We start from the raw sequence: 19,212 nt of genomic DNA on the forward strand, positions 1-19,212 counted from the left end.
TATGAAAATAATAAATTTTTATTTGCTATTGATACTAGCAATATTTTTAAATTGTAGTAATGGTTCTTCCAAAAACATTTCTTATTACATTCCTAATCAACATAAAGGAATAATTATAATTATTTTTGAAGAAAAAATCAAGAAAGAATCTTCAAATTTCACTATTCCTAAAAATGGAATTCTATATAGTCCATATTTAAGAAATAAAGGAATTTTAAAAAACAAATTCTTTTATACTGAAAATCAGAGCATCATTAAAGAAATCGAAGATTACGATTATCAAAAATATCATAATAAATTAATTGATGGGCAGACATATGTATTCGATTTGTTCGATGGAAAATTTAGCGTTAAATCTAAGGATAAATACAATAAAACTTCTAATAGTTATAGTAGTACTGATATGAAAATGTTAAATTGGATTTATTTTACTATTGGGGATAATATAAAAGAAAGAGCTACATTGCGACAAGAGGCAAATAAAGTTATTGATAGTTTACAGCAAGAACTAAATAAATAGTGAATAAAATTTTCCCTTGTGGGCGTGTTGTTTCTGTAGTGGGTAATGTTTCAAACATATTGGTAATGAATTAGTGTATTGGAAACCAATACACTAATTTTTAAAATACTAGTAAAAATTTGAATTTGACATAATATTGAGATATCCAGAGCAGAAGAAAAGAGAAAAATAGACTATCTAAAATATTGGAGATCATGTATGGGGTTTCAGATGTGTTGGTAAATAATAACTCATCAGACTTGTGTATTACAAAAATGCTTCCGGAAACCTGAAAATAGACAGAACCACTCACTATTATCCTTTTGGGTTAGAGTTTGGAGGGGATTTGAATATTTCGCTTTCAATATCTCCAAACTACAAGTATTCTACCCAAGGACAGGAGAAGCAGACAGAAACAGGATGGAGTTCTTACCGATGGAGAAATTATGATCCTGCGATGGGAAGGTTCTTCAATGTGGATCCGTTGAGTGAAAAATATAATTATATTAAAAAAAAATTATGTCTCAACAAGCTTCTGAAGAAAATAAAAAACTTTCTAACTATATAACAAATATTGTTGGTATTAATAAAATGATTGATCGTCATTATGACAAAGACGAAAAGAATTTTTTCGATATTTTCACCTGTGATGACCCTCTCTATCCTAGAATAAAAATTTGTGGTACGATAGGAGTGTCTGATCACCCCAATAAAATTGAAATGAATGATAATAGCTTTAAAAACATTCCAATAGAACTTTTAATTGGTGGTTACAGGGAATTCAGAATGTTGGCTAATATTCTTTCCACATCAGGGTTTTATATTACTAATAATGGGTGGGAATGTCAACCAGGCTCAGTATTTATGAGAATCGTTGAAATGTACTTTGAAACTTCTGAAATGAAACATATTATGTTTATATCACCATTTTTGTGGGAGGATAAATTACAACCACTAAAACTTGAAACGAAAACTGTACATTGGCTTTTATGCATTCCTATTTCTGATAAAGAACTCGAATATAAAATGGAAAATGGTACATCAGCATTAGAAGACATATTTCAAAAAAAAGATATTGACATCTTTGATATTAATAGAAAGTCGGCTATTTAAGGACTTTATTTTAATAGCAAAATCACAGCTGCCACACGAATATTTTTGTGTGGCATTTTCCTGAACTTAGTGACTAAATAATTAACTAAAAATATGATACTACATAACGAAATTGAAGTAAATGTAAATGATAATATTTATGTGGAAACCAAAGGATTAAATTCTTATATATCTAAAGAAATTAAAGTTATTATTGGTAATAATCAACCCGAAAACTATATAGAGGTTATTAAGTACATTATAGATTATATTGTAGATAGTAAACCGATTATTTCTGAAAACCAAAATATTGGTTATTATTCGTGGCTTTTACAATTTAGGTTGGGTGAAAATAACTGCTATGATATATATGAAGCAAACTCTGACGGCAGTGACTTTAATAAAGGCTGTGATATGGCAATTTCAGTTGTTAGAAAGCAAAGTGAAATATGCTGGCAACAGAATCTTGTTCCTCTTTTTCCAAACTTCAATCAGTCTGTGGTTATTTCAGATGGTGTTTATGAAGGAAAAGATATTGAAGGAATTAGATATGATTCACCTCAGGACGAAAGCGGTTGGTATCTTATTACTGATGATTATAATGATGATATTAAATCATTAAAAATGGTACACTTTTTTCATGTTGCTTTTGCTCGTCCTGATATTTTGAAATATTTAGCTATACCTTTCGGATTCAGATTTATTATGAAAGAAGGAAATATTGAAATACGTAAGAATGAGGATGAATAACTTTCAATTAAAATAATATCAGTAAAAGGTAATTTTACAAATGTGTTGCTTATTTATGGTATTGTTCTCAATGCTATAATTTTATTTTGAAATACCGGATTTGTGTTTTATAAAGATGTTTCCGGTAGCCTGAAAATAGACAGAACTACTCATTTTTATCCTTTCGGGCTTGAGTTTGGTGGGGAATTGAGTACATCTAATTCTATTAATCCAAATTATACTTATTCTTCCCAGGGGCAAGAAAAGCAGATAGAAACAGGATGGAGCTCTTACAGATGGAGAAATTATGATCCTGCAATGGGAAGGTTCTTTAATATAGACCCGTTAGCAGAAAATTATCATACCTGGTCAACGTATGCCTTCAGTGGAAACAGAGTTGTTGATGCAAGAGAGTTGGAAGGTTTAGAGCCTATGGAAATAAATAAAACTACTAAAAACTTAGTCATTGTTAATCAAGGTTGGGTGAGAGCAAATCCTCCTGATGGGGCAACTCAATCACAAAATTTTGGAAAGATAAATAAGGACGGTGGAATTGATTATGATGGTATAGGTATTCTTAACAATCTGAATAGCAAAACAACACAAGTAGGTGTGTTTGGCTCTTCAAACACTGAAAATACCAAGAATGATATTTTATCATCAATTCAAAGCTTTAGGAAACAGAGCTCGAACGGTAAATTAATTATGGTTGGGCATAGTAGAGGAGCAGATAATCTTATAGAATTAGTTAATAAGTATACAGATGTGAAAGTAGATTTATTATTTACATTAGATATAGCAGATGATTATGATGATGATAGTATACCTTCTAATGTTAAAACTGCCGTTAACTATTATAATAAAAATGATGGATTTATGGGAAGTTCAATTGGAGGTGAAGATATTGAAGCAGAAGATCCTTCTAAAACAAAAATTTTAAATGTACCAGTTAATGCATCACATACTGAAATAGATAATAAATATCGATATAATGTATATAATGCCGTAGTAAGAGAGTTAAACAAAAAAGAAGATAAAAAGCCATGAAAAATTATATAATATTTATATTCAATTTATTAATTTGGATTTATAGTACTATTATCTGTTATATACATATTAATGGAGGGGATAATAAAAACTTACTTCTTTATTCAGGTATATCAATTGGATTATTATTAGGGATTAACCTAGTATATGCAAAAGGAAAAATATCTTTGAAAGATATAATTTGTATTTTGATTAATATTATTTTACTTATTCTAATCGTTTATTTATCATTAGTGTTTATACAATTAGATGTAAGATAATAGGGAAATTTCAAAAAAATTAGTTTCTATTATTAAAGATATATAAAACAGGTATCCATATTAGGTTGTCTGTTTTATTTCTTTGAAGAAAAATCAATATTTACAACTATACAGATCAGGTAGGAAACATCAGACTGGCATATTACAAGGATGCTTCCGGAATCCTTAAAATAGACAGAACCACTCACTATTATCCTTTTGGGTTATAGTTTGGCGGAGATTTGAATATTTCGCTTTCAATATCTCCAAACTATAAGTATTCTTCACAAGGACAGGAAAAACAATTAGAAACAGGATGGAGTTCATATAGATGGCGTAATTATGATGCTGCAATGGGAAGATTCTTTAATGTTGACGCATTAAGTGAAAAATACGCTTACCAGTCGCATTATAATTTCTCGGAAAATAAAGTTATATCTCATAGAGAATTGGAAGGTCTAGAGGCAATAGATTCTAATAAGATTAGAGAAGCTTTTGCTAATGGTAAAACAGGGAAAAATTATCAATTAGTTATTCATGTTGATCAGCCAGGTGATGGAGGAGATAGGGATGTTTATCAAATTTTACCTAAGAGAGACTCAGGACATTCATTTGTAACTTTAAATAGAAAGAATACTGATGGGACAACGGATTCTAAAACTTTTGGATTTTATCCCTATCCTCCCAGTGTAAATCCTCTTGCATCAAGTGCTAGTGGAAAAATAAAAGATAATGCAGGGCATGAAGACGAGGTTGTACAAACAAGAAGTATTAGCGAGATAAATTTCAACGATATATTAGATTTTGTTGACTCAAAAAAAATACGACATATGATTTAAATACAAATAATTGTGCAGATTTTGTTATAAATGTTGCAGCTGCTGGAGGAATCAAATTGCCAAAAACTAAAAGTTCATATCAAGGATTTAATGGACATAATCCTGGAGATTTAGGAGAAGACTTAAGAGAACAAAATAATAATATTCGGATGGGAAAAACTCCTGAAGGTAATTCAAAACCGCAAAAAAACAAAAATAATGAAAACGATAACGACAGAGTTAAAGGTATTGGTTTATAGTTTAGCAGTTATTTTTTTCTGCTTTAGCTGTTCAAAGTCAAAGCAGCAATATACTGACCCGGTTTTTGCAACTTTTTTTAGTGAATTAAATAATGAGAGTGCTGAGAAATTTTATAGCTCTTACTATAAAGATAAACCAAAAGAGTACAAGGAGGGATATATTCAGATACTAAAGGAGTTTAAGAAATATAATTGTGAATTTACTATTACAGATTATAATTCTTATAAAGGCGAAAAACCTGATTTAGATGGTGCGACTGAAGGCGTTTATATTTTAGAAAATAAAAATCTAAAAGATCCATTTTTTTTAAAAATTGAGAATAATAAGGTACAATATTTACTTCCAATCGGCAAAGGAAAAGAGGATATTATTGGCTGGCTTTAAAAAGGGGGCTTTTAAAGAGAGTTGGAGGGTTTAGAGCCTATGGAAATAAATAAAACTACTAAAAACCTAGTCATTGTTAATCAAGGTTGGGTGAGAGCAAATCCTCCTGATGGGGCAACTCAATCACAAAATTTTGGAAAGATAAATAAGGACGGTGGAATTGATTATGATGGTATAGGTATTCTTAACAATCTGAATAGCAAAACAACACAAGTAGGTGTTTTCGCTTCTTCAAAAGGAGAAAATACTAAAAATGATATTTTATCATCAATTCAAAGCTTTAGGAAACAGAGTCCAAGTGGTAAATTAATCATGGTTGGGCATAGTATGGGAGCAGATAATGAGGTTGAACTCGTAAATGAACATCCTAATATCAAGGTTGATTTATTATTTACGTTAGACATAGCTGATGATCCACGATCTGGAATTGATGATGATAACATCCCATCTAATGTTAAAACCGTTGTTAATTACTATAACAAAAATGATGGATTCATGCATTCCGGCATAGGTGGAGAAGATATTGAAATTAATAATCCTTCAAAAACAAAAGGAATAAATGTACCTGTAAGTGCTGCACATACTGAAATTGACAATAAATATCGCTATAATGCATATAATGCTGTAGTAAGAGAATTAAATACAAAAGAAAAAAAGAAGCCATGAAAAAAAATATTATAATTTTGATAATCAATATTATCTACTTCCTATTAATAGGAATTTTTTCTAAAAGTAATTATGCATTTTTAATGACACAAAATATAATGATTGCTCTTTCTTTGATAGGCTGTTTTTATAGTTTATTTGCAATTATTGTTTCAATAAAACTTAAAAGCAAATTTAAATGGTTGTTTTTGACAATTAATATTTTATTTTTTTTAATGTATTCATACGGGATATATTTTGATATAGTTGCTTATAATTCATAAGATTTTTGGAATGCTCTAAATATTTAGTAATAAAAATAGCGTTGAAAATCAACGCTATTTTTAAAAGGAATCAACTCAAATTAAAAATTTCAAAAGTTATTCAAAGGCTAGTATAATTTTGGAGGTGGTTCTACAAAAACTATAAAATGTAGGAGCAGGAATTACAGGAAACTAGATCTGGACTTAGTAGCAAATTCAGCTAAAGATGCATTAGTAAATGTTGTGGCTAGAGGATCACATTCTAAAGATTTATCCTCAGGAGAGACAACTTTATCTGAAGCTTCCTTAACGGCATCCTTGGTTAAAGATAAAAATCAGTTTAATTTAGAAATGCATCTTTCAGGTAATAATGATTTGGTTGCTTTTCCCCCTGATATAGATGCTAAACCTTCAATGACGATTACAACAACTTCACTTTCAAGCGGCAATAAAATGTTGCATATCAGAGGAACTGTATCTGGTGATCATTTTCCGGCGAATGAAACTTTTATTATGGGCCAAAATGGACAAGGTGTAATTTTAGGGAACTCTTAGCCTCTTGGTGGAAAAATAGTAGGCCCAACGACATCATTGCCAGGAAATAATAAAAGACCAATGTCTCAGTTTAACCAAATAATTTATTTTGATAAGAATAACAATATAATTCCACCTCCTAAAAAATGGTAATATGAAAACAATAAATTTTTATTTGCTATTGATACTAGCATTATTTTTAAATTGTAATAGTAATTCTTCCAAAAATATTTCTTATTACATTCCTAACCAATATAAAGGAGTAGTTATAATTGTTTTTGAAGAAAAAGTCAAAAAAGAGTCTTTAAATTTCAATATCCCTAAAAATGAAGTTCTATATACTCCGTATTTAAGAAATAGAGGAATTTTAAAGAACAAATTCTTTTATACTGAAAACCACAACATCATTCAAGAAATTGAAGATTATGATTATCAAAAATATCATAATAAATTAATTGATGGAAAGACATATGTATTTGATTTGTACGATGGAAAATTTAGCATTAAACCTAAAGGTAGATACAATAACGATTCTAATAACTATAGTAGTGCTAATATGAAAATGTTAAATTGGATCTATTTTACTATTGGGGATAATGTAAAAGAAAGAGCTAAATTGCGACAAGAGGCAAATAAAGCTATTGATAGTTTACAACAAGAACTAAATAAATAGTGAATAAAATTTTCCCTTGTGGGCGTGTTGTTTGTGTAGTGGGTAATGTTTCAAACATATTGGTAATGAATTAGTGTATTGGAAACCAATACACTAATTTTTAAAATACTAGTAAAAATTTGAATTTGACATAATATTGAGATATCCAGAGCAGAAGAAAAGAGAAAAATAGACTATCTAAAATATTGGAGATCATGTATGGGGTTTCAGATGTGTTGGTAAATAATAACTCATCAGACTTGTGTATTACAAAAATGCTTCCGGAAACCTGAAAATAGACAGAACCACTCACTATTATCCTTTTGGGTTAGAGTTTGGAGGGGATTTGAATATTTCGCTTTCAATATCTCCAAATTATAAGTACTCTTCTCAAGGACAGGAAAAACAATTAGAAACAGGATGGAGTTCATATAGATGGCGTAATTATGATGCTGCAATGGGAAGGTTCTTTAATGTAGATCCATTAAGTGAAAAATATGCATACCAATCTCATTACAATTTCTCAGAAAACAGGGTTGTAAATGCAAGAGAGTTAGAAGGATTAGAAGCTGTTCCTGCGGATAATTTTAATAAAAATCATTCAACCTTAGTAGTTTTAGGATTAGGAAGAGCTGACGGAAGAAATGGAGACGGTGTTGGAAGTGGAGCGAATACCCTTTATTCCAATCTTCCTAAAAATCTACAAACAGATGGAGCCTTAGCTAGTCTTCAAAATAGTTTGGGAAGTAATATAGCAGTTGCAGCTTATACAGGAACTGACAGTGGCCTGGCTGCGACTCATATGGGTCAAACTATTAGTAATTACAGAAGCGTAAATCCTAATGGGAATGTTATAATGATAGGACATAGTTTAGGAGGTAAAGATGTTCTTAATGCAGCAAGCTCAACAACTGAAAATATTAATCTAGTCTTAACAATGGAACCTGTATCTGTAAATGCAGGAGGAGGAACTGCTTATAGTTCAGATCCATATTCTGCAAGTTTAGGAAGTAATGTTAAAAATATTATTAGTTTAAGTGCTGATAAAAATATGTTTTCTGGAGGAGGTGGTTTAAAAACTACTACTGGTCAAACCTCTATAAAAGCGACAATGACAGGAACAGGACACACTAACATTGATGATTCTATGACCCCTTATCTAAGGCCATTAATACAAAGAACAGATCAAGGTGTAAATCCAGTAAAGTGGTTTCAAAATGTTAATTGGAATAACTTTCAGGTTCAACCAAATGTAAGAACTGGAAATCAAAAAAAGAAAGGAACTGGAACTTAAACTAATTTATAAAATATGAAAAAGAAATATATAATTATTATTTTAGCTTTATTCGTAATAATAGGATTTTCTAATATTAAAATAGCTTATAATTTTTCATCGCCGCATCCTATATTAGATTTAGAAACATTGAGACAAATGTTTAATCCATCAAGCTGGAAGTATATAAACTTAAGTGCAGATTATTGTGGTAATTTTTCCATACTATATTTGGAAATACTACTATCAATAGTAATATTCATACTTACGGTTTTCATTAAAAACTCTAAATATATTTTATATTCTTCAATACTTTTATTGATTGTTTGGCTTAAGAATCTGATTTTATTTAAAGGAATTATTGAACAAGACATATATTTAAGTTCATCAATACTATTTTTAATTAGTCTTTTAGTATTAAATATTTTGAACTTTTATTATAAGGAAAAATCATTAAATATGTAAATAATCCCTTGGTCTCATTATTCATTTAGTGGAAACAGAGTTGTTGATGCAAGAGAGTTGGAGGGTTTAGAGCCTATGGAAATAAATAAAACTACTAAAAACCTAGTCATTGTTAATCAAGGTTGGGTGAGAGCAAATCCTCAAAACTATATATTACCAAATAATCAGAAAGAAGAAAAGAAAAAGAATTAACAGAAAATAGTATGAGAAGTTACTTAAACATTTTAGGACTATTAATTTTATTATTTTTGATCTCTTGTAAAAAAGAAACTAAAAATAAAGAATTTATTGATAGGTTATCCTCTGTTCAAAATGGTTTACCATCACCATACTTTAATTATTATTTATATTTTAAAATGGATAATAATAAAGTTATAGAAACTAATATAGATTTAATATATGAAATGTATAAAGATTATTATTCCCAACAGTATACTAGTTTAAATATTTTCTTGGAAAAACTTTTTATAGGAAAAGAAATTATAAAATCTGAAAATATAAATATTCTGAAAAAAAGAGGTGATTTTTTAATAAATGTAAGTGATATTGATAATAAGATTGATAAAATGTCTATTCTAAAAATAGAAAAGAGTTATTTAAAAACAGAACCACAAGATACCTTTATATTAAAAACTAGTAAAATTGAACCTGTAAGAGTGCAAACAATACTTTATAAAATGTTTGCAAATGAATATATAGTAACCTTCAGTGATTATGGAGGATATTATAATATAAAAAAATACAAAGAAGGATATTTTAAATAGTTTAGAAAAGCCACCCATATCGGTGGATTTGTTATCAGTACAAGTACAACGGAAAGGAATTTCAGGAAATCGGTATGTATGATTATGGCGCGAGATTTTATCTACCGGATTTGGGAAGATGGGGTGTGGTGGATCCGCTGGCTGAGAAAATGACAAGGTATAGTCCTTATAATTATGCTTTTAATAATCCTTTGAGATTTATTGATCCTGATGGAAGACAGGGGAAAGATATAATTTTATCAATGGGGTTTGATAAATGGGGGGAGAAATAAAAGCTAGATATGAAGGAGGAAAATTATATTCTTATGATAATGGAAAAAGATCAGATACTGAATACACTGGTGATATATCAAAAGTAAGTGGAATTATATCAGATCTCAATAAATTGAGTGAAAATTCAGCAGGAAAAGCTGATCTTATAGATTTCTTTTCTCAAGAAGGTAATGACGTGAGAATTAGAACCAATACAGATCCTGGAGCTGTAAACGAATATTTAAATGGGTTAGGAATAGTTGTAGTTACTGGTAAATCTGTCTCGATAGCAACTACAGAAGGAATGCAAAACTTAGATTCATATGTAGTATTAGGACATGAACTAGGACATGCTAAATCAGATATTTCTAAGCAAGAAGGTAGAGAAGAGGCTTGGTATACCACACCTAGTGGAAGAGTTCTAAAGGTTGATGAAATAAATGCTTCTCATATTGAAAATAAAATCAGAAAAGCTGATGGACTTCCTTTAAGAACACAATATAATCCTAACAGGCCGGATACATCTGTTTTAACTCCTGATAATAAAAAAAGTTTATATATTGATAAAACTGAAAATTATCCTACAAATAAACCAATTAAAAATAATAATTATGAATATTAAAAATACCATAATAATATTTGTTGTTACAATTTTCCTTACTGGTTGTAAAATGAAAAGTCAATGTAATATTTATTCAAGTATAATAAATAGAAGTATCAATTCTGACTATAATACATTTTTAAAAGAAAATGTTAATAAACTTAAAATGGGAAAAATTAAACCGGACCCTTTAAACCACTATACCAGTTTTAATAGTTGTAATAGAAAGAACATTTTGTTTTCATTTCCTAAAGATTCTATTTTTGTGATCGAAAATATCTTAGAAGATGATTATGCTGGAACTACTATAAATGTAACCAGTATCTATAAGAAAGATAAAGTCTTTTTCTTTAGATCAACAAGTAAGGGTATCGATTCTTTGAATGTTGATACAGATTACATTTTGAATGATAAATATACGAGCAATATATATAGATATATATTAGAACTAAAGCAAAATAGAGTGTCGAAAATAAAAAGTACTGATAATCCTAAATGTATTCCATTAAAAGATATGATTTATATATCATTAATTGTAGATAAAAAACTAAAAAAGGTTTATAGAGTTTGTTCAGAAAAACTTATACGATTATAGATTCAAGGACATATCTTAAATAGGCAATGTTTCAGACATGTTGGCTTAATTTATCATGGAATACAACAAAAAGAAACTTAAATAAATTATTTAGAAAACCGGGTAATCTAAATGGTTACCCCCGCTGCCGCACGAATCCTTTCGTGTGGCAGATAAACAAAAAACCACTGCAATTGTGGTGGTTTTTTCTATTTTTCTGGAAAAGCCGTTATATTTATCAGTATAAAGATCATTTAGGAAATGTGAGGGTAAGTTTTGCAAAGAATAGTGCTGGAGAGTCGCAGGCCATTGATACCAATAAACCATAAGTATAATAATCTTGAGGATCAAGACATAATATATGGTGACCCAGATCCAAATGAAAAAGTTATAAATACTATCAGAACTGAATTAGATGCATCAGAAAGCTTTAAATTACCATTTGGACAACGAAAATCCTATTCTCCAAAAGAGGTAGGAGGTGTAAATTTCAGCCCTTTTAGTAATGAAGCATACAAAAAAGGACCTTCTAAGGTTGACACTAAAAAAGACTTATATATTAAAACTTTAAAGAAATAAAATGAAAACCTACCAAATGTTTATTTATTGTATGGTAATTTCTGCCTTTGTCAATTGCCAGTCTCTATCAAAAATTAGATATAGTGAAGCTTATACAGCAATTCAAAATGACTTTCTAAGTAAAAAAAACTCAATAGAAAAGTTTGGTAAAGATATTTCGGGCGTATATATTTATAGCTCAATATATCCCAACCCCCTAGATAAGGAAGATTATACAAATGTTTATAAAGATATTTTATCAGATAAGTTTGAAGTAAAGCCTTTGAGGAAAGATAAAGATTTTAAACAACTATCTAATAAATATTTAAATAGTAATTGGAATTTAAATACAAATTTTAATACTGTTTGGGGAAATGTTGTACAATATACAGATGTTCCAAATGGCCCTTTAAATGCCGCTGTATTTTCGGAAATCAAAGATGATCAATTAAGAGTTGATATTGTTCCTTTTTTTGTAGGGTCTCCTAAATATTGTGGATCAATAACTAAATATTATTTTAAGTTTGCTAAAACTGAAATAATTGAGAGTAAAAAATGGACGGATCATTATGAGTGTTGGTAATATTGAATAAAAAACAAAGCTAGCTTTTGTTCTAAACTCTAAAGTTAACAATTATTATCCATTTGGATTAAATCATATTGAGGGGATGCTTAGTAGTTCTAATTTTGGAAGCTATTATAGTTACAAGTACAACGGAAAGGAACTTCAAGAAACGGGAATGTATGATTATGGAGCAAGATTCTATATGCCTGATATTGGAAGATGGGGTGTAATTGATAACAAAGCTGAAAAGTACTCGCCAATGTCACCTTATACTTATGCGGGAAATAATCCAATTGCATTTATCGATCCGGACGGAAATGAATTAATTCTTTCATTTGCAACCGCTTCAGCAGAGCAATCTTATAAAGATTTAGTTAAGAATACACTCGGTGGGAAATATGAAGCTGTTTATACTCAAATCGCTGGTACAAGTACATATAAAGTAACTCTCAATATGATTAATAAAGATGCTTCGTTGACGAAAGAACAACAAGCTTTCTATGATAGCTATAATGATGTTATTACAGCGAAAGAAATCGTTAGCCAAGATTTAGTAGAAAACGACAAATCAGTTGTGGTTGGGAGTTTTCAAACAGGAGAAATTGATATGGCAGATGTTTTAGAATTTGATAAAGTTGGAGCAGGAGGAACAAGCAGTGCTGGAGCTATAACTCATGAGCATACTAAGCAGTTGGAAAAAGCTAAAATGGGAATAGCAAAAGGAAGCGTGGGAAAAATAGAAACTGACGCTGCTGGAAATAAAACATATCCTGATTTTAATAAAGCTCATGAAAAAGCATTTAAGAAAGAGGGGAAAGTAAATGGAAATGAAAGAATAGAAACTGAAGGCCCAATGAGTATCAATGTATTCCAAGAAAAAGATAAAACCAAAACTAATCAAGCTATTTGGAAAAATGATACTACTGGAGGAATAACAGTTAAAAAAACAAAATTGCCATAATATGAAAAATATATTTTTTATTGTAGTATTGTTACTATTAGTGAATTGTGCTAATTCTGTAAAGAAAAGCAACAATGTGTATGTCAATGGAGGCTGTATTGAAAATTTAGACTTCAAAAAGGAATATTTTTCTAATATCAAGATTATTGATAGTCTAATAAATAAAAATGAAGGCAGTCAATTTAATAAATCCCTTGTATTTATTTCAAAGTATTCCCATGTTTCTTTTGAAAGCAGACTCAATTATGCAGGTCTGTATCCGTCTGGAATTTATGAGAAAGACCGAAAAGGTTGGCTAGATTGGTATGAAAAAAATAAGTGTAATAATATACAGTTTAAGAAAAAATAACAACAACTAATTTTTATGATAATAAGTAACCCCCTCTGTCGCGAGCGTCTCGCTCGTGTTCATAAATAAAACAGAAAACCGCTGCAATTGCAGTGGTTTTTGCTCTTTTACCCTGAAAACCATTACATTTCCAGTATAAGGATAAGTTTCCAGTGGATGTTTATATTTTATGAAGTTCCTAACTTATCAAGCGTTATCAAAGCACACTAACCACTTCGAAACCACCTCCAGCCACTATAACAAGCCTCTCTAGCCCCTTCTCCAAGTGGCTATAACCAGTTCAGAACAGCCTAAAGCCCCTTAGTCAACGGTCTCTAACCCGTTCAATAAGTGCCTGTAACCCCTTATCAAAGTGGTGGTAGCCCCCTTAGGAGCCATCTTTAGCCCGTTTCATAAGTCCCTATACACCCTTGCAGAAGGGGTTGCAGCCCGTTATGATACTCCCTCCAGCCCCTTATATAACCGGGTATACCCCCTTGGGTAAGGGGGTAGAGGGGGTTGGTGAAGGGGGTAGTAATCGTATTTCAATAAATGGATTTGAGTAATGAAAACAGGTCGCATTGGAATATTTTAATTTTCTAACTATTCACAAAAATCAAATAAATAGATCAATCACCGACAAAGATCAAATGATCGGAATCTAAAGAGTAAGTGAAGCTGTTGTCTATACTTTGAAGAAGAAGATGGATTAAGAACGGTTTGTTTTAAAAAATATAGAAAATCAATTATGGTTCAACTTTACGGGCTCATATGTTTCAGTATCTTAGTCAACGAAAACAAAAGAAAAATGATAAAATATCTGCTCATTCTTTTTCTATGTGCAGTTGTCTCTGTTCAGGGGCAACAAGCCATGTCTACTATTGCTAAAACTCAGGATAGCTCTTATGACATCCAGGATAGTGTCATGGTGAAAACCAGAGATGGAGCTATGATTTCTGCTATGATTGTGAAGAAGAAAGGAGAGAAAGGGCCCCTTCCGGTGGTTTTCCAGTTTACAATCTATGTTCGCGATACCGGACGGGATTTTCAAAGTTTGAAGAATGCTGCTGATAAAGGATATATAGGCGTTATAGCCTATGCCCGTGGCAAAAGATTGAGTCCGAATAATATTAATCCCTATGAATTTGAAGCCACAGATACCTATGATGTTATTGATTGGATCAGTAAACAGAAATGGTGCAATGGAAGTATAGGAATGTATGGAGGCAGCTATAATGGCTTCAGCCAGTGGGCAGCCTGTAAAACAATGCACCCTGCATTGAAAACGATTGTTCCGTATGTGGCAAACCGTCCCGGAATGGGACTTCCTATGGAAAATAATATATTCATTAACCCCAATTATGAATGGGCATTTTACGTTGGAAACAACAAATATCTGGATAATGAAACAGGAAACGACAGACAGCGTTTCAGATCAATGATGTTTACATGGTGGGATAAAGGCGGGGCATACAACAAAATGGACAGCATTGATGGTACACCCAACAGATGGTTTCAACGGTGGATCACTCATCCCGATTTTGATGAGTACTGGCAAAAGATGGCTCCTTATAAAGACGATTTTAAACAGATCACTATTCCGGTTCTTGCTTTTGACGGATATTATAACGACTCTCAAAATTCCAGTCTTTATTACCTTAAAGAATTGCAGAAATATAGCCCAAGTACTCCGTTTTATCTGATCATTGGCCCTTATGGACATTTTGGAACCCAGCAAGGAGGTGAGAAAGAAGTGAATGAATACAAAGTAGATGAGGTTGCCCTTTTTGATATCAATAAAATCACTTATGAATGGTTTGATTATATCCTGAAAAACGGGCCTAAGCCATCAGTCCTTAAAGACAAAATCAATTATGAAGTCATGGGAGCTAATGAATGGCGCAGTGCTCCCTCCTTTGAAAAAATGAACAATGAGGTTCTGAAATTTTACCTTTCCCATCAAAAAAAGGGAAGTACTTACTTTCTGGATTCCAAAACTTCCAATAAAAATACATTCCTTTCACAGATCGTTGATTTTAAAGATCGAAAATTGAGTGGCAACAGTGATTATTACCCGTCTCCGATAGAGAAAAATGAGCTGGATAAAAGTTCAGGTTTCATTTTCACCAGCAATCCGGTAGAAAAACCAACAATTGTAAATGGTTCTTTTGTGGGAGGACTTCACATCTCTATTAATAAAAAAGATGTGGATCTTGGAGTGACTTTATATGAATTGACTCCCGAAGGAAAATATTTCCATTTGTCATATTATATCGGAAGAGCCAGCTATGCAAAAGATATTACCAAAAGAAATCTTCTGAAGCCTGGAGACAAAACATGGATAGAATTTACCAATAGCCATTTTATAAGCAAAAAACTTCAGAAAGGAAGCAGGCTGGTTGTGAAAATTGATGTTAATAAAAATCCGTTCTCCCAACTGAATTACGGAACAGGGAAGGAGGTAAGCACAGAAACTATCAAAGATACTTCCATTCCTCTGCAGATCAAATGGTACAATGACAGCTATGTGGAAATTCCGGTTTTAAATGAATGATAGTGACATTTATTGATTGTTTTTAATAGTAGGATTAAAAAGTTTATTGCAATATAAGTTGTGTGAAATGAACTGATTATGTCTTTGTATTTGAAAAATATGTATATTGGTATTACCAAATTAAAGCGTAATCCGAAAAGCATATAGAGTAGGAAAAAAACAAAAAATAGTACTATGAAAAATCTAAGAAAACTTTCAAAAAGAGAATTGAAAACAGTTCAAGGTGGTATCCCTATGTGTCTGCCAGGATACTTCTGGTGTTCATTTGTGAAAAAATGTATTTCTGTAGGATCACCATGCGGACTTATTGATTAATTCTATTCATAAAAATAATGTAAAGAAAAGGCTATTTCAGAAATGGAATAGCCTATTTTATGTCCTATTCATTAATTGACTTAGGAATCAGGAGCGTTAAGAAAATTTGAATGTAATCCGTTAAAAAATTTCCACTGTCTGAGCATGGGCGAAATTTAGAGCCGAAGAAGAACCATGTGATCCATGCGAGTTTGGAAATTTTAAGAGTACATTGAAATTTTTAGCGGATGATTCCCGTCTTGAACTTTTGTATACTTTTGCTTCAAGGTAAAAGTATACATGCAAATCTTTTATTTGATTCGGAATATGGTTGAAAAATCATGAAAGCAGGATTTTTATCTCTCACTGAAAAATCGTATTTTTGTGCATCTAAAAAGTAAAAGAACGAATGAATTCCTACAAAAATCCATTGGAAGAGCGCTACTCCAGTGAAGAAATGTTATTTAATTTCTCACACAATAACAAATTCCAGAATTGGAGAAAACTTTGGATAGCTCTTGCTGAAATCGAAAAAGACCTTGGACTTGAAATTACAGACGAGCAGATCGCTGAGTTAAAAGCTAATGCTGAAAATATCGATTATGAGAAAGCAGCAGAGTACGAAAAGAAATTCCGTCATGATGTAATGGCTCACGTTCACGCTTATGGTGATGTGGCGCCTTCAGCAAAAGGAATTATCCACTTGGGAGCAACTTCAGCTTTTGTAGGAGACAATACAGACTTAATTCAAATTCGTGACGGACTTTTAATCTTAAAGAAAAAGTTGGTTAACGTAATGAAGAACTTAGCAGACTTTGCTATTCAATATAAAGACCTTCCTACTTTAGGATTCACCCACTTCCAGCCCGCTCAGTTGACGACTGTTGGTAAAAGAGCAACACTTTGGTTACAGAGTTTGGTTCTTGACATCGAAGAACTTGATTTCTTCCTTGAAACCCTTCGTTTCAGAGGAGTGAAAGGAACTACAGGAACTGCCGCAAGTTTCCTTGAGCTTTTCAATGGTGACTATTCTAAAGTAAAACACTTAGATAAAGAACTTTCAAAAAGATTCGGTTTCGATAAAGTTTTCGGAGTTTCCGGACAAACTTACGATAGAAAAATTGATGCTAAAGTAGTAGCTTTATTAGGAAATATTGCTCAATCTGCGCACAAATTCACAAACGATTTACGTTTACTTCAAAACCTTAAGGAAATTGAAGAACCATTCGAGAAAAACCAGATCGGTTCATCAGCAATGGCGTACAAGCGTAACCCAATGAGAAGTGAAAGAATCGGAGCGTTGGCAAAATACGTGATGTCTTTGACAACGAGTTCTGCAATGGTAGCTTCTACACAATGGTTTGAAAGAACATTAGATGACTCTGCTAACAAGAGATTGACAATTCCTCAGGCGTTTTTAGCTGTTGATGCCATTCTATTGATCTGGAACAACATCATGAACGGAATCGTAGTATATCCGAACAGAATCAACAAACACATTATGGAAGAACTTCCTTTCATGGCGACAGAATACATCATCATGGAAGAAGTAAAAGCAGGAGGTGACCGTCAGGAAATTCACGAGGTGATCAGAGTTCACTCTATGGAAGCATCCAAGAAAGTGAAGGAAGAAGGAAAAGAAAATGACCTTATCGAAAGAATTTTAAATGACGATTCTTTAAAACTAGACAAATCAAAACTCAAAGAAGTTTTAGATCCTAAGAACTTTATTGGTTTTGCACCAATCCAGACGGAGGAATTCATCGCGAATGAAGTTCAGCCGATTTTGGACCAGAATAAAGACCTGATAGGATTGGAAGCTGATCTTAAAGTATAAAATATATGCAGCCTTTTGGGCTGCATTTTTTATTTCCAACCATATGAAAAGTATACTATTAACCATTTTATTAGTACCCATTCTCACTTTTTCTCAGCAAAAAGAGGTTTTACATTATTTTAAAACTAAAGATTCCCTGGTTGGAGTAAAAAGTAAAGCAGGGAAAATTATAGTTCCGGCCCAATTTAAAATCTTTGGATACCTTAAAGACGGTGATCCGGTAGAAGGAGAAACCATTTTATTCGATGGCAGCAAAGAAGGAGAAAAATATCAGAAAAATACCTGGGGGTATGTGTATGACAGAAAAGGAAACTTTCTTTATACCCCATTTCTCTATGACAATGGAGCAGATTATTTCTCTGAAGGTGTAAGAAGATTGGTGAAAAATGGTAAAGTAGGATTTGCAGACCGAAACGGAAAGACTGTCATTGAAGCTGAGCATGATTTTGCATCACCCTTTAATTATGGATATGCTGCATTTTGTGACGGCTGCGATTGGGAGAAAACGGATGATGAGCATAAAGCAATTGTAGGGGGAACCTGGGGCGTAATGAATGGTAAGGGACAAACTGTTCAACCTCTGGCTAAACAATCAGAGAAGGATGTTGAAATAGATGGAAAGTATTATCCAAATCCTTTTCAATACAATGGAAAAGAGAAAAATATGCTGCAGTTCTTTGAAAAGCAAAACAAAAAGTTATCAGACCTTTATTATGTAAACGTTTACAATAAATTATCTGACAATGAAAAGAATCTGCTTTTTGAAATCGTGGAAAGACCAAAAGAAAACTTCCCGTATTATCAGATAAACACCTATGATTACAGGAAAAAAGATTTAGGAATGTTGTCACGTTTTAAATTTCTGGTATCAGAAGATGGGAAAGCATTCTATGCAATAGAGGATGAGAATGAAGAAAGAATTCCTTTCGGAGAATGGTTGAAAAATGAAATAGAATCGGCTGAACAATATCAAAAGGAGCACCCGGATAATCCCAATAAGTTCATCAACTAATAAAATCTATA

General features: G+C 31.7%; 24 protein-coding genes and 1 pseudogene. All 25 read left to right on the plus strand.

Annotated elements, in window-relative coordinates:
- Window position 1 precedes the first annotated feature (1 nt).
- Window positions 2-520, plus strand: coding sequence for a hypothetical protein (locus tag LF886_RS10225; protein ID WP_236854003.1), 519 nt, complete (start codon window positions 2-4; stop codon window positions 518-520).
- A 241-nt stretch (window positions 521-761) separates the two neighbouring features.
- Window positions 762-1,067 (plus strand): RHS repeat-associated core domain-containing protein, encoded by a 306-nt coding sequence (locus tag LF886_RS10230; protein WP_236854004.1) that lies wholly within the window; start codon window positions 762-764, stop codon window positions 1,065-1,067.
- Window positions 1,019-1,612, plus strand: coding sequence for a suppressor of fused domain protein (locus tag LF886_RS10235; protein WP_236854005.1), 594 nt, complete (start codon window positions 1,019-1,021; stop codon window positions 1,610-1,612). The genes LF886_RS10230 and LF886_RS10235 overlap by 49 nt, the downstream gene beginning before the upstream one ends.
- Before the next feature lie 93 nt (window positions 1,613-1,705).
- Window positions 1,706-2,341, plus strand: a complete 636-nt coding sequence (locus LF886_RS10240) for a hypothetical protein (protein ID WP_236854006.1) — start codon at window positions 1,706-1,708, stop codon at window positions 2,339-2,341.
- Window positions 2,342-2,443: 102 nt separating this feature from the next.
- Window positions 2,444-3,367: an RHS repeat-associated core domain-containing protein gene (locus LF886_RS10245; protein ID WP_236854007.1), complete on the plus strand. Its 924-nt coding sequence runs from the start codon at window positions 2,444-2,446 to the stop codon at window positions 3,365-3,367.
- Window positions 3,368-3,848: 481 nt separating this feature from the next.
- A complete protein-coding gene (locus tag LF886_RS10250; protein ID WP_236854008.1) occupies window positions 3,849-4,445 on the plus strand; it encodes a hypothetical protein in 597 nt (198 codons plus the stop codon).
- Between the two features lie 56 nt (window positions 4,446-4,501).
- Entirely contained in the window at window positions 4,502-4,684 is a 183-nt protein-coding gene (locus LF886_RS10255) for a hypothetical protein (protein ID WP_236854009.1), read from the plus strand.
- Window positions 4,644-5,069, plus strand: coding sequence for a hypothetical protein (locus tag LF886_RS10260; protein ID WP_236854010.1), 426 nt, complete (start codon window positions 4,644-4,646; stop codon window positions 5,067-5,069). The genes LF886_RS10255 and LF886_RS10260 overlap by 41 nt, the downstream gene beginning before the upstream one ends.
- A 39-nt stretch (window positions 5,070-5,108) precedes the next feature.
- Complete coding sequence (locus tag LF886_RS10265; protein ID WP_236854011.1) at window positions 5,109-5,735, plus strand: hypothetical protein; 627 nt, start codon at window positions 5,109-5,111, stop codon at window positions 5,733-5,735.
- A 485-nt stretch (window positions 5,736-6,220) separates the two neighbouring features.
- Window positions 6,221-6,532: a hypothetical protein gene (locus tag LF886_RS10270; protein WP_236854012.1), complete on the plus strand. Its 312-nt coding sequence runs from the start codon at window positions 6,221-6,223 to the stop codon at window positions 6,530-6,532.
- 133 nt (window positions 6,533-6,665) lie between these two features.
- A complete protein-coding gene (locus tag LF886_RS10275) occupies window positions 6,666-7,184 on the plus strand; it encodes a hypothetical protein (protein ID WP_236854013.1) in 519 nt (172 codons plus the stop codon).
- A gap of 241 nt (window positions 7,185-7,425) precedes the next feature.
- Window positions 7,426-8,457 carry an RHS repeat-associated core domain-containing protein gene (locus LF886_RS10280; RefSeq protein ID WP_236854014.1) on the plus strand — a complete coding sequence of 344 codons (1,032 nt, stop codon included), beginning with the start codon at window positions 7,426-7,428 and terminating at the stop codon, window positions 8,455-8,457.
- 15 nt (window positions 8,458-8,472) lie between these two features.
- Window positions 8,473-8,901, plus strand: a complete 429-nt coding sequence (locus LF886_RS10285) for a hypothetical protein (protein ID WP_236854015.1) — start codon at window positions 8,473-8,475, stop codon at window positions 8,899-8,901.
- Between the two features lie 203 nt (window positions 8,902-9,104).
- Window positions 9,105-9,665, plus strand: a complete 561-nt coding sequence (locus LF886_RS10290) for a hypothetical protein (RefSeq protein ID WP_236854016.1) — start codon at window positions 9,105-9,107, stop codon at window positions 9,663-9,665.
- Window positions 9,666-9,697: 32 nt separating this feature from the next.
- Window positions 9,698-9,883: pseudogene (locus tag LF886_RS10295) on the plus strand (RHS repeat-associated core domain-containing protein); the annotation flags it as partial.
- Window positions 9,884-9,921: 38 nt separating this feature from the next.
- Window positions 9,922-10,539 carry a M91 family zinc metallopeptidase gene (locus LF886_RS10300; RefSeq protein ID WP_236854018.1) on the plus strand — a complete coding sequence of 206 codons (618 nt, stop codon included), beginning with the start codon at window positions 9,922-9,924 and terminating at the stop codon, window positions 10,537-10,539.
- Entirely contained in the window at window positions 10,529-11,113 is a 585-nt protein-coding gene (locus LF886_RS10305) for a hypothetical protein (RefSeq protein ID WP_236854019.1), read from the plus strand. Before LF886_RS10300 ends, LF886_RS10305 begins: the two co-directional genes overlap by 11 nt.
- A 255-nt stretch (window positions 11,114-11,368) precedes the next feature.
- A complete protein-coding gene (locus LF886_RS10310; RefSeq protein WP_236854020.1) occupies window positions 11,369-11,671 on the plus strand; it encodes a hypothetical protein in 303 nt (100 codons plus the stop codon).
- Window position 11,672: 1 nt separating this feature from the next.
- Window positions 11,673-12,233, plus strand: a complete 561-nt coding sequence (locus LF886_RS10315; protein WP_236854021.1) for a hypothetical protein — start codon at window positions 11,673-11,675, stop codon at window positions 12,231-12,233.
- Window positions 12,234-12,318: 85 nt separating this feature from the next.
- A complete protein-coding gene (locus tag LF886_RS10320; protein ID WP_236854022.1) occupies window positions 12,319-13,176 on the plus strand; it encodes an RHS repeat-associated core domain-containing protein in 858 nt (285 codons plus the stop codon).
- 1 nt (window position 13,177) lies between these two features.
- Window positions 13,178-13,525: a hypothetical protein gene (locus LF886_RS10325; RefSeq protein WP_236854023.1), complete on the plus strand. Its 348-nt coding sequence runs from the start codon at window positions 13,178-13,180 to the stop codon at window positions 13,523-13,525.
- Window positions 13,526-14,312: 787 nt separating this feature from the next.
- Entirely contained in the window at window positions 14,313-16,058 is a 1,746-nt protein-coding gene (locus tag LF886_RS10330; RefSeq protein ID WP_236854024.1) for a CocE/NonD family hydrolase, read from the plus strand.
- 174 nt (window positions 16,059-16,232) lie between these two features.
- Window positions 16,233-16,373, plus strand: a complete 141-nt coding sequence (locus tag LF886_RS10335) for a bacteriocin-like protein (protein WP_153816321.1) — start codon at window positions 16,233-16,235, stop codon at window positions 16,371-16,373.
- A 388-nt stretch (window positions 16,374-16,761) separates the two neighbouring features.
- Window positions 16,762-18,189, plus strand: coding sequence for an adenylosuccinate lyase (gene purB / locus LF886_RS10340; protein WP_109738461.1), 1,428 nt, complete (start codon window positions 16,762-16,764; stop codon window positions 18,187-18,189).
- A 43-nt stretch (window positions 18,190-18,232) separates the two neighbouring features.
- Window positions 18,233-19,201 (plus strand): WG repeat-containing protein, encoded by a 969-nt coding sequence (locus LF886_RS10345; protein ID WP_236854025.1) that lies wholly within the window; start codon window positions 18,233-18,235, stop codon window positions 19,199-19,201.
- Window positions 19,202-19,212 lie beyond the last annotated feature (11 nt).

It is taken from the genome of Chryseobacterium sp. MEBOG07, assembly GCF_021869745.1.
Taxonomy (GTDB): Bacteria; Bacteroidota; Bacteroidia; order Flavobacteriales; family Weeksellaceae; genus Chryseobacterium; species Chryseobacterium viscerum.

Bases quoted from the DNA above. Each gene is read 5' to 3' on its own strand.
- LF886_RS10225 (WP_236854003.1), top strand. From the start codon at position 2: ATGAAAATAATAAATTTTTATTTGCTATTGATACTAGCAATATTTTTA.
- LF886_RS10235 (WP_236854005.1), top strand. From the start codon at position 1,019: ATGTCTCAACAAGCTTCTGAAGAAAATAAAAAACTTTCTAACTATATA.
- LF886_RS10240 (WP_236854006.1), top strand. From the start codon at position 1,706: ATGATACTACATAACGAAATTGAAGTAAATGTAAATGATAATATTTAT.
- LF886_RS10260 (WP_236854010.1), top strand. From the start codon at position 4,644: ATGAAAACGATAACGACAGAGTTAAAGGTATTGGTTTATAGTTTAGCA.
- LF886_RS10265 (WP_236854011.1), top strand. From the start codon at position 5,109: ATGGAAATAAATAAAACTACTAAAAACCTAGTCATTGTTAATCAAGGT.
- LF886_RS10275 (WP_236854013.1), top strand. From the start codon at position 6,666: ATGAAAACAATAAATTTTTATTTGCTATTGATACTAGCATTATTTTTA.
- LF886_RS10285 (WP_236854015.1), top strand. From the start codon at position 8,473: ATGAAAAAGAAATATATAATTATTATTTTAGCTTTATTCGTAATAATA.
- LF886_RS10290 (WP_236854016.1), top strand. From the start codon at position 9,105: ATGAGAAGTTACTTAAACATTTTAGGACTATTAATTTTATTATTTTTG.
- LF886_RS10300 (WP_236854018.1), top strand. From the start codon at position 9,922: ATGGGGGGAGAAATAAAAGCTAGATATGAAGGAGGAAAATTATATTCT.
- LF886_RS10305 (WP_236854019.1), top strand. From the start codon at position 10,529: ATGAATATTAAAAATACCATAATAATATTTGTTGTTACAATTTTCCTT.
- LF886_RS10315 (WP_236854021.1), top strand. From the start codon at position 11,673: ATGAAAACCTACCAAATGTTTATTTATTGTATGGTAATTTCTGCCTTT.
- LF886_RS10320 (WP_236854022.1), top strand. From the start codon at position 12,319: ATGCTTAGTAGTTCTAATTTTGGAAGCTATTATAGTTACAAGTACAAC.
- LF886_RS10325 (WP_236854023.1), top strand. From the start codon at position 13,178: ATGAAAAATATATTTTTTATTGTAGTATTGTTACTATTAGTGAATTGT.
- LF886_RS10330 (WP_236854024.1), top strand. From the start codon at position 14,313: ATGATAAAATATCTGCTCATTCTTTTTCTATGTGCAGTTGTCTCTGTT.
- LF886_RS10335 (WP_153816321.1), top strand. From the start codon at position 16,233: ATGAAAAATCTAAGAAAACTTTCAAAAAGAGAATTGAAAACAGTTCAA.
- purB (WP_109738461.1), top strand. From the start codon at position 16,762: ATGAATTCCTACAAAAATCCATTGGAAGAGCGCTACTCCAGTGAAGAA.
- LF886_RS10345 (WP_236854025.1), top strand. From the start codon at position 18,233: ATGAAAAGTATACTATTAACCATTTTATTAGTACCCATTCTCACTTTT.